The 25,303-nt window shown below is 68.1% G+C and carries 24 protein-coding genes; 11 read left to right on the plus strand and 13 right to left on the minus strand.

All coding sequences use genetic code 11. The features are described from left to right. Nucleotide 1: 1 nt before the first annotated feature. The 10 genes from H0X90_RS01215 to H0X90_RS01260 are packed head-to-tail and all read right to left on the minus strand — an operon-like array spanning nucleotide 2 to nucleotide 9,630. Nucleotides 2-985: a ferritin-like domain-containing protein gene (locus H0X90_RS01215; RefSeq protein ID WP_048988596.1), complete on the minus strand. Its 984-nt coding sequence runs from the start codon at nucleotides 983-985 to the stop codon at nucleotides 2-4. A gap of 1 nt (nucleotide 986) precedes the next feature. Next, complete coding sequence (locus tag H0X90_RS01220) at nucleotides 987-1,616, minus strand: hypothetical protein (RefSeq protein ID WP_006498010.1); 630 nt, start codon at nucleotides 1,614-1,616, stop codon at nucleotides 987-989. Nucleotide 1,617: 1 nt separating this feature from the next. Further along, nucleotides 1,618-2,493 carry a hypothetical protein gene (locus tag H0X90_RS01225; protein WP_077190615.1) on the minus strand — a complete coding sequence of 292 codons (876 nt, stop codon included), beginning with the start codon at nucleotides 2,491-2,493 and terminating at the stop codon, nucleotides 1,618-1,620. 7 nt (nucleotides 2,494-2,500) lie between these two features. Next, nucleotides 2,501-2,755, minus strand: coding sequence for an acyl carrier protein (locus tag H0X90_RS01230; RefSeq protein ID WP_006481176.1), 255 nt, complete (start codon nucleotides 2,753-2,755; stop codon nucleotides 2,501-2,503). Nucleotides 2,756-2,813: 58 nt separating this feature from the next. Continuing rightward, entirely contained in the window at nucleotides 2,814-3,899 is a 1,086-nt protein-coding gene (locus H0X90_RS01235; protein WP_077190616.1) for a hypothetical protein, read from the minus strand. A 13-nt stretch (nucleotides 3,900-3,912) separates the two neighbouring features. After that, the gene (locus H0X90_RS01240; RefSeq protein WP_077190617.1) at nucleotides 3,913-5,241 is read right to left on the minus strand and encodes a hypothetical protein; all 1,329 of its coding nucleotides are present in this window, start codon (nucleotides 5,239-5,241) and stop codon (nucleotides 3,913-3,915) included. Continuing rightward, on the minus strand, nucleotides 5,231-5,974 hold the full coding sequence (locus tag H0X90_RS01245; protein ID WP_006482245.1) for an outer membrane lipoprotein-sorting protein: 744 nt from the start codon (nucleotides 5,972-5,974) through the stop codon (nucleotides 5,231-5,233). Before H0X90_RS01245 ends, H0X90_RS01240 begins: the two co-directional genes overlap by 11 nt. Beyond that, nucleotides 5,971-7,188, minus strand: a complete 1,218-nt coding sequence (locus H0X90_RS01250; protein ID WP_048988606.1) for an ABC transporter permease — start codon at nucleotides 7,186-7,188, stop codon at nucleotides 5,971-5,973. The genes H0X90_RS01245 and H0X90_RS01250 overlap by 4 nt, the downstream gene beginning before the upstream one ends. After that, entirely contained in the window at nucleotides 7,160-7,870 is a 711-nt protein-coding gene (locus tag H0X90_RS01255; protein ID WP_006498016.1) for an ABC transporter ATP-binding protein, read from the minus strand. The genes H0X90_RS01250 and H0X90_RS01255 overlap by 29 nt, the downstream gene beginning before the upstream one ends. Then, nucleotides 7,867-9,630 (minus strand): fatty acyl-AMP ligase, encoded by a 1,764-nt coding sequence (locus tag H0X90_RS01260; protein ID WP_006498017.1) that lies wholly within the window; start codon nucleotides 9,628-9,630, stop codon nucleotides 7,867-7,869. The genes H0X90_RS01255 and H0X90_RS01260 overlap by 4 nt, the downstream gene beginning before the upstream one ends. A gap of 380 nt (nucleotides 9,631-10,010) precedes the next feature. Between H0X90_RS01260 and H0X90_RS01265 the strand changes: the two genes are divergently transcribed. From H0X90_RS01265 to H0X90_RS01280, 4 genes are all read left to right on the plus strand, one after another. Beyond that, the gene (locus H0X90_RS01265; RefSeq protein WP_006498019.1) at nucleotides 10,011-10,958 is read left to right on the plus strand and encodes a fatty acid desaturase; all 948 of its coding nucleotides are present in this window, start codon (nucleotides 10,011-10,013) and stop codon (nucleotides 10,956-10,958) included. Between the two features lie 23 nt (nucleotides 10,959-10,981). Continuing rightward, nucleotides 10,982-11,842 (plus strand): diiron oxygenase, encoded by an 861-nt coding sequence (locus H0X90_RS01270; RefSeq protein ID WP_034178508.1) that lies wholly within the window; start codon nucleotides 10,982-10,984, stop codon nucleotides 11,840-11,842. A 619-nt stretch (nucleotides 11,843-12,461) separates the two neighbouring features. Next, nucleotides 12,462-13,454, plus strand: a complete 993-nt coding sequence (locus tag H0X90_RS01275) for a LysR substrate-binding domain-containing protein (protein WP_006482230.1) — start codon at nucleotides 12,462-12,464, stop codon at nucleotides 13,452-13,454. A 148-nt stretch (nucleotides 13,455-13,602) separates the two neighbouring features. Further along, nucleotides 13,603-14,427: an alpha/beta fold hydrolase gene (locus H0X90_RS01280; RefSeq protein ID WP_034203970.1), complete on the plus strand. Its 825-nt coding sequence runs from the start codon at nucleotides 13,603-13,605 to the stop codon at nucleotides 14,425-14,427. A 55-nt stretch (nucleotides 14,428-14,482) separates the two neighbouring features. Here H0X90_RS01280 and proP read toward each other — a convergent pair whose 3' ends face one another. From proP to H0X90_RS01295, 3 genes are all read right to left on the minus strand, one after another. Then, the gene (gene proP / locus H0X90_RS01285; protein WP_077189524.1) at nucleotides 14,483-15,952 is read right to left on the minus strand and encodes a glycine betaine/L-proline transporter ProP; all 1,470 of its coding nucleotides are present in this window, start codon (nucleotides 15,950-15,952) and stop codon (nucleotides 14,483-14,485) included. Nucleotides 15,953-16,225: 273 nt separating this feature from the next. Continuing rightward, a complete protein-coding gene (locus tag H0X90_RS01290; protein WP_006498022.1) occupies nucleotides 16,226-17,254 on the minus strand; it encodes a DNA topoisomerase IB in 1,029 nt (342 codons plus the stop codon). A 231-nt stretch (nucleotides 17,255-17,485) separates the two neighbouring features. Continuing rightward, the gene (locus H0X90_RS01295; protein ID WP_006498023.1) at nucleotides 17,486-18,409 is read right to left on the minus strand and encodes a LysR family transcriptional regulator; all 924 of its coding nucleotides are present in this window, start codon (nucleotides 18,407-18,409) and stop codon (nucleotides 17,486-17,488) included. Between the two features lie 118 nt (nucleotides 18,410-18,527). On the opposite strand from H0X90_RS01295, the gene H0X90_RS01300 reads away from it, so the two are divergent. The 7 genes from H0X90_RS01300 to H0X90_RS01330 all read left to right on the plus strand — a co-directional run bounded on the left by H0X90_RS01300 (nucleotide 18,528) and on the right by H0X90_RS01330 (nucleotide 25,285). Further along, nucleotides 18,528-19,133, plus strand: coding sequence for an FMN-dependent NADH-azoreductase (locus H0X90_RS01300; RefSeq protein ID WP_006498024.1), 606 nt, complete (start codon nucleotides 18,528-18,530; stop codon nucleotides 19,131-19,133). Between the two features lie 34 nt (nucleotides 19,134-19,167). Then, on the plus strand, nucleotides 19,168-20,019 hold the full coding sequence (locus H0X90_RS01305; RefSeq protein ID WP_077189523.1) for a pirin family protein: 852 nt from the start codon (nucleotides 19,168-19,170) through the stop codon (nucleotides 20,017-20,019). Nucleotides 20,020-20,300: 281 nt separating this feature from the next. Further along, on the plus strand, nucleotides 20,301-21,263 hold the full coding sequence (locus H0X90_RS01310; protein ID WP_006482235.1) for an ABC transporter substrate-binding protein: 963 nt from the start codon (nucleotides 20,301-20,303) through the stop codon (nucleotides 21,261-21,263). A gap of 60 nt (nucleotides 21,264-21,323) precedes the next feature. Continuing rightward, nucleotides 21,324-22,838, plus strand: coding sequence for a sugar ABC transporter ATP-binding protein (locus tag H0X90_RS01315; RefSeq protein WP_077189522.1), 1,515 nt, complete (start codon nucleotides 21,324-21,326; stop codon nucleotides 22,836-22,838). Beyond that, a complete protein-coding gene (locus H0X90_RS01320) occupies nucleotides 22,835-23,878 on the plus strand; it encodes an ABC transporter permease (RefSeq protein ID WP_062911490.1) in 1,044 nt (347 codons plus the stop codon). Before H0X90_RS01315 ends, H0X90_RS01320 begins: the two co-directional genes overlap by 4 nt. Then, nucleotides 23,875-24,963 (plus strand): galactofuranose ABC transporter, permease protein YjfF, encoded by a 1,089-nt coding sequence (gene yjfF, locus H0X90_RS01325; protein WP_006498029.1) that lies wholly within the window; start codon nucleotides 23,875-23,877, stop codon nucleotides 24,961-24,963. The genes H0X90_RS01320 and yjfF overlap by 4 nt, the downstream gene beginning before the upstream one ends. A 34-nt stretch (nucleotides 24,964-24,997) precedes the next feature. Continuing rightward, nucleotides 24,998-25,285: a hypothetical protein gene (locus H0X90_RS01330; RefSeq protein ID WP_077189521.1), complete on the plus strand. Its 288-nt coding sequence runs from the start codon at nucleotides 24,998-25,000 to the stop codon at nucleotides 25,283-25,285. The last annotated feature ends 18 nt before the right edge of the window (nucleotides 25,286-25,303 follow it).

A 25,303-nucleotide genomic window follows, 5' to 3' on the forward strand; every position in this document is an offset into this window, starting at 1 on the left:
TTCAGTTGAGTGGCATCGCCGCGTAGTCGAGGACGTCGAGCTTTTCGAAGGTCGCCTGTACGGTCGGCGTGAGCAGCCCCATCTCGCGGATCGTCGGCACCAGGCGCCGGAAGATCGAGCGGCGGATCGAGCTCGACACCGGCGATTCGCGCACCATCGCGCTGCATTCGCGCCTGGACAGACCCATCGGTTCCCAGATGTCGTCCGCGCACAGGTGGTCGTACAGCACGGCCGCGCCTTCGCTGATGAACTCCTCGCGCTCGCGCAGCTCGTGCGAGCTCATCTCCGCGTACACGCGGCACAGCGTGATCCGGCCGACCGCGAAGTGGCGTGCTTCGTCGCGCTGGATTCGCAGGAACAGGTCCTTGATGAACGGATCGGTGCTGTACGCGACGACGCTCTGGAAGATCGACAGCGCGATGCCCTCGACCAGCACCTGCATCCCGAGGTTCGTCATGTCGAGCGCGCTGCTCGTGATCGTGTCGTGCAGCAGCCCCTTCAGCGAGCGGCTCATCGGGTAGCTGACGTCGAGCTTCTCGTTGACGAGTTTCGCGTAGGCCTCGACGTGGCGCGCTTCGTCCATCATCTGCGCGGCTGCGCACAACCGCGCGCTCAGACCATTCTCGGCCGACGCGAGCTTCGACGCGCAGATCAGCGCGGCCTGCTCGCCGTGCAGGATCTGCGACAACAGCCAGCCCTGCGCGTGATGGCGCACCTCGCGCTTGTCCGCGTCGGCCAGCTTGCCCCACAGCTCGGTGCCGTAGATCAAGAGTGTCGGATCGGGCATGCCGAGCGGGTTCGCCGGGTCGAGGTCGTGGCGCCAGTCGACGTCGGTCGCGACGTCCCACTGCGCGGCCTTCGCCTTCTCGTACAGCCGGTTCAGCGCCTCTTCGCGCAGTGCGTAGTCGTTCGACATCAGCGCGTCGACGGGCATCGACCAGCGGATATCGGCCGTGTCCTGCATCACGGTAAGCGTGTCATTCATGTCAGGGTCTCCCCGGCCGCGCGGCGGCGCCGGAATGATGAGCGGAATCGGTGAACGGGGTGGCGGCGCGCGACGCGCCCGGGTGCGGTTGGACGCGGATCGCGAACGACGGCCACGCGCCGCGCAATTGCGCGTCGAACGCGTCGGCGAGCCGCGCGGGCCAGATCGCGCAGCACACGCGGTTGTCGCCGGCGAACTCCGCGTCGCGCAGGATGCGGTCGCCGATCCACACGACCGGCGCGCCGCGCGATGCGTCGCGCAATGCTTCGTCGTACAGGTGCACGCCGAGCAGTACGTGCGGGGCGAGCAGTTCGGCCGGCAGCGCGCCGAAATACGGTGCGCACACTTCGATGAAGAGCCGCGCATCCGGATGCACGGCGTCGCGAATCCGCGCGGTGATTTCCGCGAGGAACGCGAAATACTGCACGTGATCGAGCAGCACGCGGCGCTCGCCGCCGGCCACGTCGTACGTATTGCCCGCGTCGTACGCATCGCCGGCCGCTTCCGCGAGCGCGGCACGTGCGTAATCGGCCGGCGTGTCGAGCGGCATCCGGTACGCGCTGGCCGCGACCGCCACAGGCTGTCGCGCGTCGCGCTCGATCCGGTACGTGAAGTGAACGGGTCGCACCATGTCACGCCTCGCCGTCGAGAGCGAACGTCGCGTCCGGCGCGAACGCGACGTCGGCGATCGCGTAATAGCCGTTCAGCGCGAGCGAGCAGACGGCCGCGCGGCGCGGCGTGTCGCCGTCGCGGTGCGCGAGCAGCACCGACAGCCACGGGTCGCTGCCGAACGCATGGCCGAATACGCCGTGGCCGTCCGGCAGCAGCGGCGTCTTGCCGACCGACGCGAGCAGCGCGCGGCGCGACGTGGCCGGAAAGAACGGCAGCGCCGCGTGCAGGCCGGGGCGCGCCGCGCAGAATGTGCGGATGTCGCGGCCGAGCCGCACGACTGCGCTCGCCGGCGGCGCGGCGTCGGCGAGCACCGACTGCGCCGGTTCGCGGCCGACGTCGACGAGCAGCGTGCACACGCCGAAGCCCGAGCGCCCCCAGGCGGGGTTGCCGTGCCAGTACGTATAACCGTGCACGTCGAGGTCGACGATCTGCAGCAGCAGCGTGCGCGGCCCGGTTTCGGCCGCGGTCGCGAGCGTGCGGCGCAGCACGTAGCCCCACCCCGCGCATTCGTACGAGCAGGTCATCCAGTCGGGCGTGTAGTCGTTCGCGCCGGCAAGCGCCTGCGCGAACACGCGATGCTGCGGCGAATCGTTCATCAGCAGCATCGACAGGATCGTCGAGCTGACCACGTAGTCGTCCGCGCCGATCGCACCGCACAGCCGCTCGCGTTCGGCGCACGCGAGCGTGCCGATCGCGCGGGCCGTGTCGTCGAGCGGCACGGCCGCGCCGTCGCGCGACGGCGCGACGCGCCGGTACGCGAGCGCCTGCACGGTCAGCGCGGTCGCCGGGACCGGCTGGACGGCGGGGGCCGCCACGGGGGCAAGGGGCGCGAGCATGGTCGGATCAGGCCGCGTGCTGCTGGCTGCGCAGTTGCGCATCGAGCTGCTGCAGCGTCGTGTATTGCGTGATGTTCAGCGCTTCCGGATCGATCGAGCCGTAAAGCTGTTCGCAGAACACGATCAGCTCGACGATGTTCAGCGAATCGATGCCGAGTTCGCCGATGCCGGCGTCGGTGTCGACGGTTTCGACATTGAGGATCTTCGCGACTTCGCGGGACAGGATGTCGAGCGCGTCGGCCGGAACGTTCTGGGTCGTCATGAGGGGAGCTCCTGAAGTTGAGTGGATTGGATCGGGATCGATCGGCCTGTCGCGTGGATCAACTGCCGGCTTCGCAGCGCAGGCTCTTGCGAAGCTCGTGATAACAACGGTACGAACTGCCTTCCATCTTCGAAAACGCCAGCAGGTCGCGCTGGTCGTCGAACAGCGGCACCTTGCCGTCGCGCACGAGCGCGGTCAGGAACTCGTTCGACAGCAGCTTGATCGCGAGCACACGCTGCACCTTGCCGAAGCTGTAGTGCGCGTCGTCGGTCAGGCTGCGCGCGGCGTCCGCGATGAAGCGGTGCACGGCGCGCGCATCGGCGTCGAGCTCGACGCGGCCGGCCCGTTCGAGCCAGCCGACGTGCGCCATCAGCGCGCGGACGAAGTACGGCCGCACGACGGTCAGGTATTTGTTGAACACGGTGGGGCCGCCGATCCGCAGGCGGTCCTCGGCGGCGACGCGCACCTGGCCGCCGACGTTCGCGAGCTGCAGGTTGCCCGCGAGGAACGGCGCGCCGCAGGTCGTGCGGGTCAGCTTCCGGTATTCGTCGGGCCATACGAGATAGGCGGCCGGGAACATCACGCCAGGCAGGCGCGCGGCGACGACGGCCATGCAGTCGCGATGCGCCTCGATGCCCCACACCTTGTCGACGGTCAGCGCGAGGCCGTGGTCGTCGCTGCGCACGACGGTGCGCCACGCGGCGAGCGTCGGGCCGCCGCCGTCGCTCATCAGGAACGCGAAGTTGTGGCCGGCGTCGATGCACTCGCAGGCACGGCGGTTCTGGTCGTCGGAGAAGAACAACCCGAACATGATGCGGATGAACGCGCGCATGAACGGCTTGAACAGGTGATGAAACCCTTCGCGTCCGATCTGTTCGAGCAGCGCTTCGGTGAGCGGCGCTTCGTCGTGCCGCAGCGGGGTCGACGCGGATGCGTCGGGCAGCACGTCCGGTGCCGTGGAGCGCAGCGCGATCACCATCTCGCTGTCGAGCAGCCGCACGGCGGCGGCCTCGACGAGCCGGGCGGCCGCGCGTGGCGGCGTGCCGATCGCGTCGAGGTGGCGCAGCACCGGGAACGCGGCCTGATCGGCCACGCGCAGGCGCAGCGGGGAGGCGACCGGGGCGGGGGCGGAAAGCGTGGACATGGCAGGGTTCCTGTCAGAAACGCACGCGCACGGCGGCGTCGATGCGGGTGCCGAGACCGACCATCCGGTACTCGGACTGGCTGTCGGAGAAGGCGTGGGTGAGCGCGACATCGACGCTCACGCGTGTGTTCACGTCGGCGACGACCTGCGCGATCGCGAGCAGGCCCTTGTCCTGCGGCGAATAGACGCCGCGCAGCGAATACTCGATGCGGCCGATCTTCTTGCCGAGCCGCGCGAACAGGTAGTCGCGCAGGCTGCCGTCGACGCTCACGAAGCTGGCCGTGCCGCCGAGGCCGGCCAGCGCGGCGCCGGGCGCGACGGGCAGCAGCGCGTTGTTCGCCTGCACCGCGCCGACCATCCGGCGCCACTGGCTCGCGTCGTAACGCGCTTCGTCGTGCGACCACTCGACGATCAGCGACAGGTTGCCGGGCAGCGCGCTTTGCATGCCGAGCGCGCTGCGCCACATATATTGGCGATCGTTGCGGCGATCGACGGCGTCGTACGCAGCCGCCGAATCGAGCGGCGTGCCGTTCGCGATGAAGGCGGGCAGCGGCCGCGTCGTGCCGCGTTCGAGCCACGCGCTCGCGTAGACGGTGTCCGAGCGCGCGACGTCGAACGACAGCGTCGCGCCCGCGCCGCCGCGGCCCGCGTGACGGCCGGCGAGCAGCGCGGCGGAGCCGCCCGACCAGTTGTACGCGCCGCGCACCAGCTGCGTCGCGCCTTCGACGTCGCGGTTGTCGACGTCGTTGCGCAGCGTGCGGTTCTCGCCGGCGATGAACTGCAGCGTGGTCTGCTCGCCGGCCCATTTCGCTTCGACGAGCGGTGTGCCTTCGACGTCGCCGTAGCGATCGTAGATGTCGGCCGTCGCGGCCCGTTTCTGGAAGAAGCCGAGCGGGAAGAACGCCTGCGACGTGTCGAGCGTATCGATCCGCTTGCCGGCCGTGAGCGTGATGCCGTTGTCGAACGCGTAGCGCACGCCGGCTTCGTTGAAGCGGCTCGCCTGCGCGCCGAGCGAATGGTTGCTGGCGACCACGCGCGCATTCACGAACAGGTTCTCGCCGTCGATGCGCGCGAGCAGCCCGGCTTCCTGCTGGTTGCGCGGCGAATCGCCGATCAGGCGGCCGAGCAGCGCGTGGCCGTCCATGCTGTCGACGGAGCGCGCGTAGCCGATCCCGTTGAGCGTGCCGAGCTGGTCCATCAGCGATTCTCCGTGCGCGAGCGTGCAGCCGAGCGCGAGCGGGATGGCGAGCGCCACACCGGGCCAGCCGCGACGGGCGCGCTCGGGCGATGAACGGCGGCGGTCACGATGAGCGTCGGCATCGGCGTCGTACTCACTGGCCATCGGCGAGCGTGTCGGGATTGAACCAGCCCGACGGAATCTTGCGCGGCTGGCCGTCGAGGATGTCGACGACGCTCGCGCGCTGCTTCTCGACCTCGTTGCGATACGTGATCTTGCGGATCACCTTGCGGCCGTTCGCGTCGACCGGCGCGGAGAAATCCGCACTGCGAAACAGCAGGCCGCTCGCGAGGAAGAACTGCGCGCGCAGCGGCACGTCGGTATCGGGCGTGACCCACAGCTTGATCGTCGGGTAGACGTTGTCGGGATCGGTCGCGGTCAGGTCGAGCTCGGTGGCCGGCTTGCCGGCGATCGGCGTCGTGCCGGGCGCGACCGTCGCGCGATAGCTGTCGGCCCAGTGCGTGCGCGTGATGTCGCTGATCACGACTTCGCCCTGCAGCCGCTGCATTCCGTTGATGCGCACCGCGCTGCGCGTGTTCGGCACGTAGAACCAGTGCCCGCGCGTCGTCGCGAGGTATTTCTGGCCGTCGTTCTCGCCGCTGCGCGTCAGCGCGAGCGTGTCGCCGTTGCCGCGCGTGTAGACGAGATAGCGCGTCGCGTCGCCGGATTGTCCGCCGACTTCGTTGGTGATCTCGATGTTGGTCTGCGTATCGGCGGCCGTGCTGCGGTAAGCGTCGGCACGGGCGAGCATGGTCTGCGCCGGCGGCGCGTCGGCCGCGTGGGCGGCGAGCGGCACGCACGCGACGAACGCGGCGAACGTAAGACGAATGCGATTCATGGGGCGAGTCCTTCGAGGATGTTGCGTTTCGCGAGCCCGAGCGTCGCGAGCAGCGCCGCGGCCACGCCGAGCACGACGAACGCGGCTTCGACGGCAGCCACGGCGACGGGCGACACGGTGAATTCGAGCAGGATCGGTTTCACGCGGCCGGGCGGCGCGGGCAGGTGGATCTGCGCGTGATTGAGCGCGACCATCGTCAGCAGCGCGAGCGCGATGCCGGCGGCCGCGCCGAGCAGGCCGAGCAGCGCGGTTTCCTGGATCAGTACGCCGCGCACCGTCGCGGCCGGCACGCCGAGCGCGCGCAGCGTCGCGATCTCGCGGCGGCGCTCGACGATGCTCATCAGGATCCAGTTGCTCATCGACAGCAGGATCGTCACGCAGAGGATCGCGCCGAATACCGAGAACTGGTTCTTGTACAGCGCGACGACCTGGTGATAGAGCGATACCAGCTGGTCCCAGGTCCGCACGTCGAGCGTCGGCAGCGCGGCGCGCAGCGTCGCGGCGGCGGCCGGCGTGCCGGCGGTGTCCTTGAGGAACACCGCGATGCGCGACGCGCGGTCGGTGCGCAGCAGCGCCTGCGCGGCCGCGAACGTCACGTTGACGATCCGCTCGTCGACGTCCTTGTTGCCGGTGCTCATCACACCGACGATCTGCGCGTCGGTCGCGTTGATCCCGCCGTGCGCGGTCGACGCCATCAGCTGCACGACCGAGCCGACGTGCACGCCGAGCTTGCGCGCGAGTTCGGCGCCGACGACGACTTCGGTGCCGGCGTTCGTCGGCGACAGGTAGCGGCCCGACAGCACCGTGTGATAGTCGAAGAAGCCGGGCGGTTCGCGGTTCGGCTCGATCCCTTCGCCGACGAACCCGTAACTGAGATCGCCGTTCGACACGAGTCCGTCGAAGTCGATGCCGCGCGCGGTCGTCGCGACGCCGGGCAGCTTTGCAATCGCCTGCGTGGCGGCAGCCTGCTCGTCGGCGCTCAGCCCGTACTGCAGCGGCCGTTCGCCGATCAGGTCGAGATAGCCGTGATGCAGCACCTGCACGTGGCCGACGCCGCTGTCGATCGACCCTTCGCGCACCGCGTCGAACGTCGCGATCACGTAGCCGAGCGCGAGGCTCGACGCGAACGCGGCGACGCCGATCATCGCCATCGTCAGCACGGTGCGGCGCCGGTTGCGCCAGAGGTTACGCCACGCAAACGTCGACCAGTTCACGATTCACTCCCGGTACGCCGTCGCGCATCTCGATGCGGCGCGGCAGGTGCGCGCACAGACGATCGTCGTGCGACGCAATCAGAAAGGCGGTGCCCAGCGTGCGCTGGGTGTCGAGGATCAGCTCGGCGACCGCCCGCGCGTTGGCGCTGTCGAGGCTCGCGGTCGGCTCGTCCGCGATCACGATGGCCGGCTCCTTGGCGAGCGCGCGGGCCAGCGCGACGCGCTGTTGCTCGCCGCCGGACAGCTCGCCGGGGCGGTGCCGTTCGCGCGCGGCGAGGCCCACCGCGTCGAGCATCGCGCGGGCGCGTTCGCGCCGCGTGCGCGGCGTGCCCCACGCGAAGCAGCCGAGCTCGACGTTCTCGAGCGCCGACATCACCGGAATCAGGTTGAATTGCTGGAACACGAAGCCGATGCGCTCGCGGCGAATCCGTTCGAGCGTGTCCGGCGCGTCGTCGATCCGGCGGCCTTCGAGCCAGCGTTCGCCGCTGCTCGGCACGTCGAGAAAACCGGCGAGGTTGAGCAGCGTGCTCTTGCCGCTGCCCGACGGCCCGACGAGCGCGACGACGTCGCGCCGGCCGATCGAGATCGTCGCGCCGCGCACCGCGACGACGCGGCCCGCGCCTTCGTACACGCGGGTGACGTCGCGCAGTTCGAGCACGGAGTCGAGTGGGGCGGCCGTCATGCGAACGCTCCCTGGCCCGCTTCGACGGCGGCCGATGCCGGGATCACCGGCAACGCGCCGTTCGCATAGAGATCGCGGCACTTCAGGCGCTGCAGCTTGCCGCTCGTCGTGCGCGGCAGCGAGCCGGGCTCGACGAAACACAGATCCTGCGCGGCGAAGCCGATGCGCGACGCGAGCAGTTGCTGGCACTCGGTGCGCGTTTGCGGCGTCGCGTCGACCGGCCGCGCCTCGATCGCGACGACCAGCCGCTCGGTGCCGGTTTCGGGATCGGGCAGGCCGAACGCGATGCAGGTGCTCTTGCGCAGCGCGCTGTGCGAGGCCAAAGCTTCCTCGATCTCGTGCGGGAAATAGTTGCTGCCGCGAATGATGATGACTTCCTTCTTGCGGCCGAGGATATGCAACTGGCCGTCCGCGACGTAGCCGATGTCGCCGGTGCGGAACCAGCCGTCGGCCGTCAGCGGCGCGGCGATCGTGCCGTCGTCGGGGTTCAGGTAGCCGAGCATCACCGACGTGCCGCGGATCGCGACTTCGCCGACCGCGCGATTGGCCAGCGCGTGGTCGCCGTCGTCGAGGATGCGGAACGCCATCCCGTCGATCGGCGTGCCCATCGCGAGCACCGTTTCGGTCTCCGTGTCCTGGCCATCGTTCGCGGCGGCCGGCTGCGCGTCGCGGCGCTCGATCAGCGCGCGCCGGTCGAGCGTATCGGCGATCACGTACGGCGCGCCGTCGACCGCGCCTTCGTGCCAAGCACGATGCATCGATACCGCGAGCGTCGATTCGGCCATCCCGTAGCACGGTTGCAGCGCCGACGCCGCGAGGCCGTACGGCGCGAACGTCGCGGCGAAATCGCGCAGCGTCGCGTCGTCGACGCGTTCGCCGCCGATGAAGATGTTGCGGCACGCGGACAGGTCGACGCCATCCATCGCGGCGGCATTGAAGCGGCGCACGCAGTAGCGCAGCGCGAAGGTCGGCACCGACGTCGTCGTCGCGCGCGCCGACGCGATGCGCTTGAGCCAGCCGAGCGGATTCCGGATGAAGCTGTTCGGCTGCATCATCAGCAACGGCGCGCGGTAATGCAGGTTCGACAGCAGCGTGAGCAGCCCCATGTCGTGATAGAGCGGCAGCCACGACGCGGTGCCGTCGCCGGCCGCGATGTCGAAGCGCACCGATCCGCCGATGCCGAGCACGTTCGCGATCACGTTCTCGTGACTGAGCACCGCGGCTTTCGGATGCGACGTCGAACCCGACGTGAGCTGCACATGATGCGGATCGCGGCCGCTCTTCGAACTGATCAGTGCGCGCGCGCCGACGTCCGCCGCGCTCGACAGCGTCGCGAGATCGACGACGCGCGTGGCGGCCGCGGGAAACGCGTCGTCGCGCCAGGCCGCGGCCTGCGCGTCGGCGGCGATGACGAGGCGCGGCCGGTACAGCTCGCACGCGACGTCCGCCACCTGCCGCCCGGCCGCGGCACGCCGCGCGGGAACGGGCACGGTGCACGGCAGCGCGCCCGTCATCACGCACGCCATCATCGCGACCGCATGCTCGACCGACGCCGGCAGCGCAAGCATCACCAGGTCGTTCTCGCGCACCCCGAGCTCGCGCAGCGCGCCGGCCTGGCGAAACACCGCTTCCGCGAAGTGCCGGTACGTGATGCCCGCTTCATGGCCCGCGTCGTCGACGAACGTCATGCGATGCATGGCGCCCGCGACGTCCTCGAGCGATTCGATCAGACGGTGAATGGTGGAAGCGCACTTCGTCACGAGGATTCTCCCCTTGAGGAACACGGCCGCTCGCGCCACGGTGCCGGCGGCGCCGTTCGTCGAGTGAGGAGGATTCTTGCCGGATCGATCGGCGCCGACAAACGGAATCTATGCAGGCTATGCATGAGCAGCGCGCATCCACGAGGTGACTGGTCGGTCTCATTCGACCGGTCGTCTAGTTCACGATGTGGTGCGCTCATGCGCAGGCGTCATGCAATGCGTTCGGAAAATTCGTTTGTCCGAAACATCGACTCACAGAAGAATTGCAACCCGGCAGCGCGTCAGCGTCGCCGCGTCATCGTGCCGGGGCAGTCCGGCTCAAGGAGAGCGTCTTGTCCGTCACCTCATCGCTTGTCGCCCGCCCGAAACCGGTTGCGGACATGAAGAGCCGCCCGAGCGGCGTGGTCTTCTCGCTGAAGCTGGCGGTCTACGTCGCGCTCATCGCGCACGGGATGATGTTCGCGCTGTCGACGCTCGTGATCCTGAAGATCGTCGGCATCCTGCTGATCGGCGCGATGTACGCGCACGGCGTCGAGCTGCAGCATCAGGCGCTGCATTACCAGGGGTTCCGCAGCAAGCGGCTGAACATGGTGTTCGGCGTGCTGCTCGGCATGCCGATGCTCGTGTCGTTTCATGCGTACCAGGACAGCCACCTGCGGCATCACCGGCTGCTCGGCACACCGGAGAACAAGGAGTTCTTCGACTACGGCGACCAGTACGGCGCACGCCCCGTCGTCAACGTCGGGCTGTGGGTGTGGCGGCTGTCGATGGCCGCGCACTATATCCAGTTCGCGAAGAACGTCGCGAAGCTCGTCGTGCCGGGCGCGCGCTTCGGCGACAATGCGCTCGTGTCGCGCGCGATCCGCCGCGACTACCTACTGATGGCCGCCGCGATCGCGCTGCTGGCCGCGCTGTCGTTCGCGTTGCACACGTGGTTCGTCGTCTGGGTGTGGGTCGTGCCGCTCGTATCGGTCGCGGCGCCCGTGCATGCGCTGGTCGAGATGCCCGAACACTACCGCTGCGACCTGACGAGCACCGACCCGTTCCGCAACACGCGGACGATCGAGAGCAACGCGTTCATGACGTGGTTCACGAACGGCAACAACTATCACGTCGAGCATCACATGATGCCGAACCTGCCGATCGAGCGGCTGCACGACCTGCATGGCGCGATCGCGCCGCGCATCCGCTATTACCACCGCACGTATCGGCAGTTCTACTCTGCGTTGCTGCGCGGCCGGCTGTCGCCGCGTGCGGTGGACGACGACCGGGACGATCGCGAGCCCGATGCCGAAGCGGCCGCGCCGGCCTCGACCCAATCGGCATGACCGCGCCACGCGTTGCGACGACGGTGACGACGATGCTCTATCCGGAATTGTTCAGGTCGCTCGAAGCGGTCCGCTGGGACATGGAGAAGGACATTCCGTGGGACAAGTTCGACGCTTCGCTGCTCACCGACGAGCAGGCGAAGACGATCAAGATGAACGCGATCACCGAATGGTCGGCGCTGCCCGCGACGGAAATGTTCCTGCGCGACAACCAGCACGACAGCGACTTTTCCGCGTTCATGAGCGTGTGGTTCTTCGAGGAGCAGAAGCATTCGCTGGTGCTGATGGAATACCTGCGCCGCTTCAAGCCCGAGATGGTGCCGACCGAAGAGGAACTGCACGCGGTGCGCTTCCAGTTCGATCCGGCGCCGCCGCTCGAGACGCTGATGCTGCACTTCTGCGGCGAGATCCGCCTGAACCACTGGTACCGCTGCGCGGCCGACTGGCACACCGAGCCCGTCATCAAGCAGATCTACGAAACGATTTCGCGTGACGAAGCGCGTCATGGCGGCGCGTACCTGCGCTACATGAAGAAGGCGCTGAACAACTGCGGCGACGTCGCCCGTGCCGCATTCGCGAAGATCGGCGTGCTGATGGCGTCGGCGCGCCGCACCGAAAAACCGCTGCACCCGACCAACCTGCACGTGAACCAGGCGCTGTTCCCGCGGGATACCGTGCAGTCGCGTCTGCCGGATCCGGAATGGCTCGAGCGCTGGCTCGACGAGCAGATCCGGTTCGACGGCGAGTGGGAGAAGAAGGTCGTCGAGCGGATCCTGCACAACCTGTCGATCCTGTTCGAGCGCACGTTCGCGACCGCGCAGGAATTGAACCGCTATCGCCGCGAAGTGACCGCGCGCGCGAATGGCGCGGCGGACGGTCCGTAGCGGATTCATCTTGACGGTCGTCGCGCGGCGCGGCCCGAATTCCGCCCGACATGCGCATCGAATGCACACCGACCGGCGCTGCCGGCCGGCGGATTATGCATTTCCGGACATAATCGGCTCGTCAATTTCACGCGGCGGCATGAAAATGCCGGATTTCATCCGTTTAGTATATTTTAATAAACGCTAAATTCCGGATTTGAATGGCATTTTGTATGTATGTTGCAGACTGTTTGTTTTCGCAATCCGGAAAATAAAATGAAAAGTCGGCTGATTGAAATCGATTTGTAGGCATCGGATGATTTCTCTGTCATGACGTCGATATGGATGCGATGACGTCGAATTTTGTCCGCAATCGCCTGTTTTTACGCCAATTTATCAACCCTTTTGGTACGCTCGATTCGTTCGCATATTAATTTACAAAATCACTACTTGATAATGTTTGTGTAAGCGTATCGATGCGATGAAAATTGATAGATAAATACAAGTGTCACGATTGAAAATAAGAATGATATGCATCCATGCTTCAATATAAAATCGTTTCCGAATCCAAATAGGAGAGACGATCCAGGGAGACGAACGGCAACTTGTCTGTCGATGGGTGCAACTTTGAGGCGGCGGTATGGCTAATGTGAGATTGGCAAAGCGATTGAGAAGTCTGCCTTCGCTGGATTTCCTGAGAGGCTTCGAATGCGCGGCGCGCCATTTGAGCTTCACGCGTGCGGGGCAGGAGCTCAACGTCACGCAATCGGCCGTGAGTCGGCAGGTCAAGGCGCTCGAAGAGCAGCTCCGGATCGAGCTGTTTCATCGGCACATTCGTTCGCTCACGCTGACCGACAAGGGGCGCGAGTTGTACGACGCGATCTCGTTCGCGTTGTCCGATCTGGAATCGGTGGTCGGCAAGCTGTCGTCGAGCGTCGGCCAGCGCGCCATTTCGTTGTCGACCACCGTTTCGTTCGCCGCGCTGTGGCTGATTCCGCGCCTCGGTTCGTTCCGCGCCAGCTATCCGGACATCGACGTGCGCGTGTCGGCAACGAGCGAAATTGAAGATCTTAAACGCAAACGTTTGCACCTGGCGGTGCGTTATGCCGGCCCGTATACGTCGACCGACGATACGGACGTGTTGTTTCGCGAGCGTGTCGTGGCGGTGTGCAGCCCGAGCCTGTTGACGGCGATGGGCGACGCCGCATCGATGAAGCCGGCCGATCTCGACAAGCACGTGCTGCTGCATCTCGACGACCCGCGCGGCGAATGGCCGTGGCACGGGTGGAGCCATTTGCTGAAGGAGCTCGGCGTGCCGCGGCTGCGGCCGGCCGGCGCGCTGCACTTCAGCCAGTACGATCAACTGGTCCAGGCCGCGGTCGACGGGCACGGCATCGCGATCGGCAGGCGGCCGCTGGTCGACGGGCTGCTGAAGCAGGGGCGGCTCGTCGAGCTGTTCCCGCATTGCACCGTTGCGTCGGGCAGCTACGTGCTCGTGCAGAACCCCGATGCGTGCAACGAATTCGATATCGCGGTGCTGACCAACTGGCTGCTCGATCAGGCGTGCCCAGCGCTCGCGCCGGAGCAGGACACGGCCGGCAGCAACGTGCTGCCCATGTATCGCGTCGGATAGCGCGGCCCGGCGAATGCGTCGTGCGCGGCGTCATGCGCAATACCTGCAACCTGTGCGATGATGCGCCGCTTCGCGTTCGTCACGGAACGCCGCCGACCGCGACGCCCGGTTCCGGGCCACCGCCGAGTCCTGACCTCCCGGAGACAGCATGCCCGCACACGGCATTCAAGGCAGTACCCTGCATTACCTCGATCACGGCACCGGTTTTCCGGTGCTGCTCGGGCACAGCTATCTGTGGGATGCCACGATGTGGGCGCCGCAGATCGACGCACTGTCGCGCCGGTATCGCGTGATCGTGCCGGACCTCTGGGGGCATGGCGCATCGGGCGCGCTGCCGGACGGCACGCACACGCTCGACGATCTCGCCACGCAGGCGAGCGCGCTGCTCGACGCGCTGGAAATCGAACAGTGCGCGATCGTCGGCCTCAGCGTCGGCGGCATGTGGGGCGCACGGCTCGCGTTGCGCGAGCCGCAGCGCGTGCGCTCGCTGGTGATCATGGACGCGTCGCTCGACGCCGAGCCGGACGCGACGCGCGCCCGCTACTTCGGAATGCTCGATGCGATCGAGGCCGCGGGCCGCATCGCGCCGCCGCTGCTCGACGCGATCGTGCCGCTGTTCTTCCGGCCGGACGTGAATCTGGAAGATCCGGTGCCGACCGCGTTTCGCGATGCGTTGGCGAACCTGCCCGCCGACCGGTTGCGGCAATCTATCGCGCCGCTCGGTCGGCTGATCTTCGGCCGGCCCGACACGCTGTCCGCACTGGCCGAACTCGACGCGGAACGCACGCTGCTGATGTGCGGCGCGGGCGACATGGCGCGGCCGCCGTCGGAAACCGTGAAGATGGCGAGCGTGATCGGCTGCGCGCATGCGCTGGTGCCGGACGCCGGCCATATTTCGAACCTGGAAAATCCCGCGTTCGTCACGCGCACGCTGCTCGACTGGTTCGACGCGCAGCCACTGCACGCGAACTGACGACCGCGCGACCGGCGACATGCGCGCAGGCCGCGCGGCGTCGCGTCGACCTGCGTTACGCGCGCTCGCTGACCGGTGTGAACCTCCGGCCGCGCACATGCGCTTCGTCGGCGCCGCCGCGCACGAGGCTCAACGCTTCCGCGCGGCTCGCCACGCACGGCCCGGAGCCGGGCAGCGGCTGGCGCGCGGTCTCGCGCAGCGCAAGCACCGACACGATGCCGATGAACGACGCGCCCATCAGGTAGTACGCGGGCATCATCAGGTCGCCGGTGCGATCGACGAGCCACGCGGTGACGAGCGGCGTCGTGCCGCCGAACAGCGACACCGACACGTTGAAGCCGATCGCGAGCGCGCCATAGCGGATCCGCGTCGGGAACAGCGCGGGCAGCGCGGACGGCATCACGCCCGTGAACGTCGACAGCAGGATGCCGTAGATCAGCATCCCGCCGAAGATCGGCAGCATGCCGCCGGTGCGGATCAGCATCAGCGCCGGCACCGACAGCGCGAGCAGGCCCACGCAGCCGGCCATCATCACCGGCTTGCGGCCGACCTTGTCCGACAGGTGCCCGGCGTACAGCGTCATCGGCATCATCAGCACCATCACGAGCAGCACCATGAAGAGCCCGTGCGATTCGCGAACGTGCAGCGTCGCCGACAGGTAGCTCGGCAGGTACGACAGCGCCATGTAGTCGGTCACGTTGAAGATCAGCACGAGGCCGACGCATTGCAGCAGCGGCTTCCACTGTTCGACGAGCAGCGTCGCGAAGCGCTGCTTCGGCCGCGCGCGTTCGTCCGCTTCGCGTGCTTCCGCCTCCTTCTTGAATGCCGGCGTTTCCTCGAGCTTGAGCCGCACGTAGAGGCCGACGAGGCCGAGCGGACCGGCGATGAAGAACGGTACGCGCCAGCCCCACGACAGCAGCGCGTCCTGCGACAGCGTGGCCGTCAGCAGCGCGACCGTGGCCGCGCCGAGCGTATAGCCGATCAGCGTGCCGAATTCGAGGAAGCTGCCCATGAAGCCGCGACGCTTGTCGGTCGAGAACTCGGCGATGAAGGTCGCCGCGCCGCCGTATTCGCCGCCGGTCGAGAAGCCCTGCACGAGGCGGGCGACGAGCAACAGGATCGGAGCCATGATGCCGATCGACGCATAGCTCGGAATCAGGCCGATCGCGAAGGTGCCGACGGCCATCATGATCATCGTCGCGGCGAGCACGCGCTGGCGGCCGATGCGGTCGCCGAGCGGGCCGAACACCATGCCGCCGAGCGGGCGCACGAGGAACGCGGCCGCGAACGTGCCGAAGGTCGCGAGCAATTGCGCGGACGGGCTGCTGGACGGGAAGAACACCTTGCCGAGCGTGACGGCGATATAGCTGTAGACGCCGAAGTCGAACCATTCCATCGCATTGCCGAACGCCATCGCGCCGACCGCGCGCTTGAGGACGGCAGGGTCGACGATCGTGATGTCATCCAGCTTGACGGACTTGCGCGAAGACCGGGCTTTCGCGGGGTGCGCTTGCGACGGGCTCAATGAACTCTCCTGGAATGGCCTTGGCAACCGGCCGGCGGGAATGCAGCGGGGTCGTGCGGGCCGGCGGACTGCGAAGGCTGATGTCTCGGGGATGCCTCGATGCCGGTGGCGTGACGCGCGCAGCGGGACGACACCGGGCAGGTGTATTGTGCGAACCAGTTTAGAGAAACGGGCGCGAGCGGCTATCGGTCATGCGCCCGGAAACCGGTGGTAAACGACACGCGGGGACGTCGCCCGGATTGCACCCCGGCGGGCGGGGCGCGGCATGGACGGTCATCTCGCCGCGCGCCGGCTCGCGGACACCAGCAACGCGACGAACGCCGCTTCATCCGCGCGCAGGCCGCGCAGCGAGCGCCGGACCGCCAGCGTGGCGAGCGCGCCCGACTCGAACGCGTCGAGCACGACCGGATGGATGTAGCAGCGCCGGCACACGGCCGGCGTGTTGCGCAGCAGGTCCGCCACCGCGCGCACGGTTTCGACGATCTGCTTGCGGGCATGCGTGACGCCGCGGTGCTCCACGCGCCGCAGCAACCCGAGCGCGTGCACGCTGCCGGCCCACGTCCGGTAATCCTTCGCGGTGAAATCGGCGCCGCCGGCTTCGCGCAGGTAGTCGTTCACGTCGGACGACCCGACCGGATGGCGCACGCCGTCGTCGTCCACATACTGGAACAGCTCGTGACCGGGCAGTTCCGCGCAGCGCCGCACGATCCGCGCGACCCGCGCATCGTCGACCGTCACGTCGTGTTCGATCCCGCTCTTGCCGGTGAAGCGCAGCCGCACCTGGCCGGGCTGGATCTTCAAATGGCGCTTGCGCAGCGTCGTCAGCCCGTACGAGCCGTTTTCGCGTGCGTATTCCGCGTTGCCGATCCGCGCGAGCGTCGTGTCGAGCAAGCGGACGATCGTCGCGACGACCTTGTCGCGCGGCATGCCCGGCAACGCCAGGTCGCGCGTGACGCGCGCGCGGATGCGCGGCAGCGCCCGCGCGAACGCGGCCATTCGTGCGTACTTGTTCGCGTCGCGGGTCGCCCGCCACTGCGGGTGGTAGCGATACTGCTTGCGGCCGCGCGCGTCGCGGCCCGTCGCCTGCAGGTGGCCGAGCGGGTCCGCGCAGATCCACACGTCGGTGTAGGCAGGGGGAATCGCCAGCGCGTCGATGCGGGCGATTTCCGCGGCATCGCGAATCCGCGTGCCGTCTTGCGCGTAATACGCGAAGCCGTTGCGCAGGCGGCGGCGCGTGTAGCCGGGCTGGCGGTCGTCGACGTGGCGCAGCGCCGCGGCCGTGCTCGAAGCGGGCTGCTTCATGCGCGCGTGTGCCGGTTGGCGGCGATGGAGACGGCGATGGCGACGGATGGCGACCCGTGCTCGTGGGCGGCGGTCATGTGTTTGCTCCCTTGTTCGTAATGGGCGCGGACGGCGACCTGCAGCACGGCATGAGCGGTCGTTGCGGAACGGGAGCAAGAATCGTGCGCCGGCTGGCCGTACGACGCGACGGCAGAGCGGCCGGGAAATGCCGTTCGCGGCGACGACGAAACGTCATCGGCCGGCCGTGGGCTCGGGACACCTCGACATCCCCTGGTCGAGCTTCTCCAGCAGAAACTCGGCGACGGCCGTCACCGCGGGCGGCAGCGGCGGGCGGCTCGTATAGACGAGCTGCAGCCCGAGCCCGGCGCCGGAGCGTTGGTAGGCCGGCAGCACGCGCGCCAGCTTGCCTTCGTCGATCGCCGCCGCGGCGAGCACCCGCGGCACCAGCGCGATGCCGAGGCCGGCGAGGCACGCCTGCATGACCACGCGCATGTCGTTGACCGAGAAACGGCTGTCGATCGAAATCTCCTGCGTGCCGCGCGGCCCCTGCAGGCGCCACATGCTGCGTCCCTGGCGGCTCGACACCGTGAGGCAATCGTGGTCGGCCAGCTCGCGCGGCGTGCGGGGCGTGCCGCGTCGTTCGAGATAAGCGGGGCTGGCGGCGAGGATCATCGTGCCCGGCGCGATCCGGCGCACGCGGAAGCTGCCGCCGGTCTCGATGCCGATGCGCAGTGCGAGGTCGATGCGCTCGGCGATCAGGTCGGACGGCGTGTCGTCGAGCAGGAAGTCGATGCTGATGCGCGGATGGCGCGCGTAGAACTCGGCCAGCCATTCCAGCTTGATCACTTCGAACAGGCCGGCCATCGCCGCCACGCGCACGGTTCCGGCCGGTTCCTGCCCGTCCGCATGCTGCCGTTCGATCTCGAAGATCCGGTCGAGTGCCGGCGCGTAGCGCTCGAACAGCGCCAGGCCCTCGGTGCTCGGCGCCAGCTTGCGGGTCGAGCGATGCAGCAGGCGCGTGCCGATGTGCCCTTCGAACTGGTCGATGCGCCGACTCAGCGTATTGGCCGGCATGCGCAGGCGTCGTGCGGCCTCCGAAAAGCTGCCGGCGCGGACGACCTGGACGAACAGCGCGAGATCATTCAGATCGAGCATGGGATTACTCCAGAAATGGATTAATCAAATCCTGTTTATCCATCTAGTGTAAAGCCGAATCGATCTCCATACTGGTCTCACGCTACCGGCGAATCCATCCGTCTCAAGGAGAATCTGCATGAAACTGCTGCACATCGATTCGAGCATCCTCGGCCAGGGCTCGGTCAGCCGCGAACTGTCGGCGGAAATCGTCGCCCGCTTCCGCGCCCGCGATCCCGGCCTCACGGTCACGCACCTCGACCTCGCCGCCACGCCGCTCGGCCATCTGGCCGCCGAACACCTTGCCGCCGCGCAAGGCGCGCCGGTCGACGACGCGCTGAAGGCGGACGTCGAGATCGGCCAGCGCGCGCTTGAGGAATTCCTTGCGGCCGACATCGTTGTCATCGGCGCGCCGATGTACAACTTCGGCATCGCGTCGCAACTGAAGGCGTGGGTCGATCGCATCTCGGTGGCCGGCACGACATTTCGCTACGACGAAAACGGGCCGGTCGGCCTGTGCGGCGGCAAGAAGCTGGTCATCGCGTCGTCACGTGGTGGCGTGTACAGCGTCGGGTCGCCGTTCGCGTCGTTCGATCATCAGGAAACCTATCTGAGAGACGCGTTCGGTTTTCTCGGCATCACCGACATCACGTTCATTCGTGCCGAAGGCGTCGCGATGGGGGCGGACAAGCGCACGGGCGCGATTGCATCGGCGAAGGAAGCGGCAGCGGCCCTCGCGGCCTGACGCAATACGCCGGATACCGGCCACCGGAGAACCGATGTTGAATACCCTCGATTCCGTTCCCTCGACCACCGTCGCCGGCCGTCGTGTCGTGTTCCGCACGCGCGGCAACGCGCACGGGCCGGTCGTCCGCATGGTCAGCCCGTCCGACGTGGGCGAGATGATCAAGCCGTTCGTGTTCCTCGACCTGATCGATACGCGGGCGCCGCTCGGCAAGCCGGCCTTCGGCTGGCATCCGCATTCGGGCATCGCCACGCTGACGCTCATGCTCGACGGGCACGGCACCTATGTGGAATCGACGGGCCACGAAGGCCCGATAGGGGCCGGCGACATCGAATGGATGAGCGCGGGGCGCGGCGTCTGGCATACGGGTTCCGTGGTGCCGCCGGTCAAGGCGTTCCAGCTGTGGGTGGCGTTGCCGCCGGGGCGCGAGCTGGCGCCGGCGTTCAGTCAGCACCTGTCGATCGACGACATCCCGACGGACGGGCCGGCCCGCGTGCTGCTCGGCCGCCACGGCGACGCGGTCAGCCCGGTCGATGCGCCGCCGGGCATCAACTACGTCGTCGTGCAGTTGACGGCGGGCGAGCGCTGGACCTGCCGGCCGCCGCAGGGCCACCGGGTCGGCTGGACCGCCGTGATGGACGGCCGCCTGCGCACGCCGGACCCGGTCGGGCGGGGCGAGCTCGTCGTGTTCGACGCGTCCGACGCGCCGATCGAATTCGAGGCCGTGACCGACGCGCGCTTCGTGGTCGGTACCGCGATTCCGCATCCGCACGATCTTCATCTGGGCGCCTACTCGGTGCACACGAGCGCCGCCGCGCTGGTGGAAGGCGAGCGCGAAATCGGGCGTATCGGCCGTGAACTGCGCGCCAGGGGCGTGATGCGCTGATGCTTTCGTCTCCGTCGATATCCGGCCTCCGTTCAAGGCGGCCGGCGCGCCGAGACGCCGCGCCCGCGGGGTCTCGCGCTTAGGTGTTTATACGTATGCTGATTTCGGCATCGGCCCAATCCAATATTTCATTGGAAGGTTATCGGACTTGTTTCTAGACTGATGCGGGGCATGTATACCGCGCCGGCTGCCCACGCCGGCCGGTGCAGCCCGATCCGCGCCAGCGCCACGCAGAAACACAACAGCGCCGCGGCACACAACGACATCATCGGAGACGGACCATGACATTCATCAGGAAGCTGGCGGCCGGCGCGATCGTCGCCGCGGCGACGGTGCTGGCAGGCGGCGCGCACGCGCAGCAAAAGCCGATCACGCTCGGGTTCTCGCAGGTCGGCGCGGAAAGCGCATGGCGCACCGCGAACACCGTGTCGGTGAAGAGCGCGGCGAAGGACGCCGGCATCAACCTGAAGTTTTCCGACGCGCAGCAGAAACAGGAGAACCAGATTCGCGCGATCCGCTCGTTCATCGCGCAGAAGGTCGACGTGATCGCGTTCTCGCCGGTCGTCGAATCGGGCTGGGAGCCGGTGCTGACCGAAGCGAAGGCCGCGCATATCCCGGTGATCCTGACCGATCGCGGCGTCGACGTGAAGGACCCGTCGCTGTACGTGACGATGATCGGCTCCGACTTCCTCGAGGAAGGGCGGCGCGCCGGCCACTGGCTGGAAGAGCGCTACAAGAACGACGCGGGCCCGATCAACATCGTCGAGCTGCAGGGCACGGTCGGTTCCGCGCCGGCCAACGACCGCCGCGCGGGCCTGCTCGAAGTGATCAAGAACAATCCGAAATTCAAGGTGATCGCGTCGCAGAGCGGCGACTTCACGCTCGCCGGCGGCAAGCAGGTGATGGAAGCGTTCGCGAAGACCTACGGCAAGCAGATCAACGTCGTCTACGCGCACAACGACGACATGGCGCTCGGCGCGATCCAGGCGATGGAAGAGGCCGGCATCAAGCCCGGCAAGGACGTGAGCGTCGTGTCGTTCGACGCGACCAAGGGCGGCTTCCAGGCGATGGTCGCGGGCAAGATCAACGTCGACGTCGAATGCAGCCCGCTGCTCGGCCCGCAGCTGATGACCGCGGTGAAGGACGTCGTCGCCGGCAAGCAGTTGCCCAAGCGCATCGTGACCAACGAAACGGTGTTTCCGATGAACGTCGCGGCGCAGGTGCTGCCGACCCGCAAGTACTGACCTGTCCGCCCGGGCGGCGGCCTGGCGGCCACCGTCCGGCGGCGCTTCGAGGGAGGCTGCATGCAGAGTTCGCCGGTGGTCGAGATGATCGGCATCGACAAGTCGTTTCCGGGCGTCAGCGCGCTGCAGCGCGTCGACTTCCGGCTGTTTCCGGGTGAGATCCACGCGCTGATGGGCCAGAACGGCGCGGGCAAGTCGACGCTGATCAACGTGCTCACCGGCGTGCATGCGCACGATGCGGGCGAGATTCGCGTCGGCGGCGCGCCGGTGAACTTCGCCGCGCCGCGCGAGGCCGAGGCGGCCGGCATCCAGACGCTCTATCAGGAAGTGAACCTGTGCGCGAACCTGTCGGTTGCCGAGAACATCTTCGCGGGCCGGCAGCCGATGCGGCGCGGCGCGATCGACTGGAAGACGATCCATGCGCGCTCGCGCGACGCGCTCGCCGAACTCGACCTGGCGCTCGACGTCACGCGTTCGCTCGATTCATATCCGATCGCGGTGCAGCAGATGGTCGCGATCGCGCGCGCGGTGTCGGTCGACGCACGCGTGCTGATTCTCGACGAGCCGACCTCGAGCCTCGACGACGGCGAGGTCGCGCGGCTGTTCGCCGTGCTGCGCCGGCTGAAGGCGTCGGGCATCGCGATCCTGTTCGTCACGCACTTTCTCGAGCAGACCTATGCGGTGTCCGACCGGATCACCGTGATGCGCAACGGCGAGCGCGAAGGCGAGTATCTCGCGCGCGACCTGCCGGTCGACCTGCTGGTCGCGAAGATGACCGGCCGCGAGCGCATGTCCGAGACGCTGCAGGCGGGCGCCGCGGCGGTCGAGCGTGACACCGCGACCCCCGCGCCGTTCCTGTCGATGCAGCAGGTCGGCCGGCGCGGGATGATGAGCGCGCTCGATCTGGACGTGCGCCCCGGCGAGATCGTCGGGCTGGCCGGGCTGCTCGGCTCGGGCCGCACCGAAACCGCGCAACTGGCGTTCGCCGCCGCGCGCCCCGATACCGGTGCGATCGAGATCGGCGGCGCGCGCACGCGGCTCGCATCGCCGCACGATGCGGTGCGCCACGGCATCGCGTACTGCCCGGAGGACCGCAAGAAGGAGGGCATCGTCGCCGCGCTGTCGATCCGCGAGAACATCGTCCTCGCGCTGCAGGCGCGGCGCGGCTGGTGGCGGCTGATCGGGCGGGCGCGCCAGCGCGAGATCGCCGACACGTACATCGCCCGGCTCGGCATCAAGGCGCGCGACGCGGAGCAGCCGATCGGGCTGCTGTCGGGCGGCAACCAGCAGAAGGTGCTGCTCGCGCGCTGGCTCGCGACGGACCCGAAGCTGCTGATTCTCGACGAGCCGACGCGCGGCATCGACGTCGCCGCGAAATTCGACATCATGGAGCGCGTGCTCGCGCTGTGCGCGCAAGGGCTCGCGATCCTGTTCATCTCGTCGGAGATCGGCGAGGTCGTACGCGTGAGCCACCGGATCGCGGTGCTGCGCGACCGCCGCAAGGTCGCCGAATTGACGGGCGCCGATGCGTCCGAGGAGCAGGTTTACCGGTTGATCGCGGGAGGCCAGTCATGACGCGGTTACGCACGCTGTTTCGTCATCCGCTCGCGTGGCCGGTGCTGACGCTCGCGCTGCTGTTCGCGCTGGACGTCGCGCATCGCCCGGGCTTCCTGTCGATCGCATTGCTCGACGGCCACCTGTTCGGCGCGCCGATCGACATCCTCAATCGCGCGGCGCCGCTCGTGATCGTGTCGCTCGGGATGACGCTCGTGATCGCGACGCGCGGGATCGACATCTCGGTCGGCGCGATCGTCGCGATCGCCGGCGCGGCGGCCGCGATCGTGCTCGAGGCGGATCCGTCGCGGGTCGGCATGGCGCTGGCCGCCGCGCTCGGCGTCGGGCTGCTGGCCGGCGCGTGGAACGGGCTGCTGGTCGCATTCGTCGGGATGCAGCCGATCATCGCGACGCTGATCCTGATGGTCGCGGGGCGCGGCGTCGCGCAACTGCTGACGGGCGGCCAGATCATCCCGATCGGCGCGCCCGGCTATCTCGCGCTCGGCGGCGGCTATCTCGCGACCGTGCCGTGCGCGGTGTGGATCGCGCTCGCGACGATCGGGGCGACCGCGCTGCTGGTGAACCGCACGGCGCTCGGGCTGTTCATTCGCGCGATCGGCGTGAACCCGGTCGCGACGCGGCTCGTCGGGCTGCGTTCGGGCGCGGTCGTGTTCGGCGTGTATCTGTGCTCGGGCGTGATGTCGGCGCTCGCGGGCATCCTCGCCAGTTCGAACGTGCGCAGCGCCGACGGCAACAACGCGGGGCTGCTGCTCGAACTCGACGCGATCCTCGCGGTGACGCTCGGCGGCACGTCGCTGCTCGGCGGCCGCTTCAGTCTCGCGGGCTCGGTGCTCGGCGCGCTGATCATCCAGACGCTCACCTACACGACCTACTCGATCGGTGTGCCGCCGGAGGCGACGCTCGTCGTCAAGGCGGTCGTCGTGATCGTCGTGACGCTGATCCAGTCGGACGCGGCGCGCGCGCTGCTGGTCCGGCACGCGTCGCGACTGCTGCCTTCCGCGCGATCGCGCGCCACCACCACCGGAGCGACGCCGCGATGACCCGTTTCCTTGGCCGCCTCGCCGATCCGCGCACGCTGCCGATCGTCGTGACGATCGTGCTGTTCGTCGCGCTGTTCGGTTTCGGGTCCGTGATGTACACGGGCTTTTTCTCGATGCAGGTGCTGACCGGGCTGCTCGTCGACAACGCGTTCCTGCTGATCGTCGCGATCGGGATGACGTTCGTGATCGTATCCGGCGGCATCGACCTGTCGGTCGGCTCGGTCGTTGCGCTGACAACGATCTTCTGCGCGGTGGGCGCCGAACGGCTGCACTGGCCGGTATGGGTGATCGTGCCGCTCGTGCTCGCATTCGGCGCGCTGTACGGCGCCGCGATGGGCGCGCTGATCCACTATTTCCGGCTGCAGCCGTTCATCGTCACGCTCGCCGGCATGTTTCTCGCGCGCGGCGCCTGCTTCCTGATCACGACGCAGTCGATCACGATCAACCAGCCGGCGTTTCATGCGATCGCCGGCATCAGCGTGCCGGTCGGCGGCGGCACGCTGAGCGCCGGGGCGCTGATCGCGCTCGCGACGCTGGCCGTCGCGATCTACGTCGCGCATTTCACGCGCTTCGGTCGCAACGTGTATGCGGTCGGCGGCAACGAACGCTCGGCGCTGCTGATGGGCTTGCCGGTCGCGCGCACGAAGATCGGCGTCTATGCGCTGAGCGGCTTTTGTTCGGCGCTCGGCGGCGTGGTGTTCACGCTGTACGTGCTGTCGGGGTACGGGTTGCAGGCGCAGGGAATGGAGCTCGACGCGATCGCCGCGACCGTGATCGGCGGCACGCTGCTGACGGGCGGCGTGGGCTACGTGATCGGTTCGGTGTTCGGGGTCGGCATTCTCGGCACGATCCAGGTGCTGATCACGTTCGACGGCACGCTGAGTTCATGGTGGACGCGGATCGTGATCGGCGCGCTGCTGTGCGTGTTCTGCGTGTTGCAGCGGGTCATCGAGCGGCACGCGACGCGGCGGCGCACCGGCGGCACCGGGCTTGGCGCGCAGCGGCCGACGCGCGATACTGCCCCCGCGCGGCCGGCGCCGCCGGAAGAGGACATCGCGCTGGTCTCGACGATGCGGCGGTCGTAGTGCGACCGCGCCCCCTTTGCGCGAGGAGAACGGCATGAAGCGTGATGACATGGCGGCGGGCGTGGCCGATACGCTGGCTATCGAGCACGGCCGCCGGCCGCTGCTTGACCTGGGCGACGCGCGCGACTGCCGGATCGTGGCCGATGCGCTGCGGGTGCTGCTGCGCGAACGTTCCGAAGCGCTGGCGTTCGCGATGCGCGTGGCCGACGAGCATGGTCGCCCGCGCCCGGATGCCGGCGAATTCGGCCTGACCGACATCATTCGGCTGACCCGCGTGGTCGAGCGGGCCGATCGGCAGCGCGAGCGTACCGCGGTGAAATGACGCGTACGGGTTCGCGCC

Origin of the sequence: Burkholderia sp. 9775_39, assembly GCF_015712225.1 — a bacterium.
Taxonomy (GTDB): Bacteria; Pseudomonadota; Gammaproteobacteria; order Burkholderiales; family Burkholderiaceae; genus Burkholderia; species Burkholderia cenocepacia.

Bases quoted from the DNA above. Each gene is read 5' to 3' on its own strand.
- H0X90_RS01215 (WP_048988596.1), bottom strand. From the start codon at position 985: ATGAATGACACGCTTACCGTGATGCAGGACACGGCCGATATCCGCTGG.
- H0X90_RS01220 (WP_006498010.1), bottom strand. From the start codon at position 1,616: ATGGTGCGACCCGTTCACTTCACGTACCGGATCGAGCGCGACGCGCGA.
- H0X90_RS01225 (WP_077190615.1), bottom strand. From the start codon at position 2,493: ATGCTCGCGCCCCTTGCCCCCGTGGCGGCCCCCGCCGTCCAGCCGGTC.
- H0X90_RS01230 (WP_006481176.1), bottom strand. From the start codon at position 2,755: ATGACGACCCAGAACGTTCCGGCCGACGCGCTCGACATCCTGTCCCGC.
- H0X90_RS01235 (WP_077190616.1), bottom strand. From the start codon at position 3,899: ATGTCCACGCTTTCCGCCCCCGCCCCGGTCGCCTCCCCGCTGCGCCTG.
- H0X90_RS01240 (WP_077190617.1), bottom strand. From the start codon at position 5,241: ATGGCCAGTGAGTACGACGCCGATGCCGACGCTCATCGTGACCGCCGC.
- H0X90_RS01245 (WP_006482245.1), bottom strand. From the start codon at position 5,974: ATGAATCGCATTCGTCTTACGTTCGCCGCGTTCGTCGCGTGCGTGCCG.
- H0X90_RS01255 (WP_006498016.1), bottom strand. From the start codon at position 7,870: ATGACGGCCGCCCCACTCGACTCCGTGCTCGAACTGCGCGACGTCACC.
- H0X90_RS01265 (WP_006498019.1), top strand. From the start codon at position 10,011: ATGAAGAGCCGCCCGAGCGGCGTGGTCTTCTCGCTGAAGCTGGCGGTC.
- H0X90_RS01275 (WP_006482230.1), top strand. From the start codon at position 12,462: ATGGCTAATGTGAGATTGGCAAAGCGATTGAGAAGTCTGCCTTCGCTG.
- H0X90_RS01280 (WP_034203970.1), top strand. From the start codon at position 13,603: ATGCCCGCACACGGCATTCAAGGCAGTACCCTGCATTACCTCGATCAC.
- H0X90_RS01290 (WP_006498022.1), bottom strand. From the start codon at position 17,254: ATGAAGCAGCCCGCTTCGAGCACGGCCGCGGCGCTGCGCCACGTCGAC.
- H0X90_RS01295 (WP_006498023.1), bottom strand. From the start codon at position 18,409: ATGCTCGATCTGAATGATCTCGCGCTGTTCGTCCAGGTCGTCCGCGCC.
- H0X90_RS01300 (WP_006498024.1), top strand. From the start codon at position 18,528: ATGAAACTGCTGCACATCGATTCGAGCATCCTCGGCCAGGGCTCGGTC.
- H0X90_RS01305 (WP_077189523.1), top strand. From the start codon at position 19,168: ATGTTGAATACCCTCGATTCCGTTCCCTCGACCACCGTCGCCGGCCGT.
- H0X90_RS01310 (WP_006482235.1), top strand. From the start codon at position 20,301: ATGACATTCATCAGGAAGCTGGCGGCCGGCGCGATCGTCGCCGCGGCG.
- H0X90_RS01315 (WP_077189522.1), top strand. From the start codon at position 21,324: ATGCAGAGTTCGCCGGTGGTCGAGATGATCGGCATCGACAAGTCGTTT.
- H0X90_RS01320 (WP_062911490.1), top strand. From the start codon at position 22,835: ATGACGCGGTTACGCACGCTGTTTCGTCATCCGCTCGCGTGGCCGGTG.
- yjfF (WP_006498029.1), top strand. From the start codon at position 23,875: ATGACCCGTTTCCTTGGCCGCCTCGCCGATCCGCGCACGCTGCCGATC.
- H0X90_RS01330 (WP_077189521.1), top strand. From the start codon at position 24,998: ATGAAGCGTGATGACATGGCGGCGGGCGTGGCCGATACGCTGGCTATC.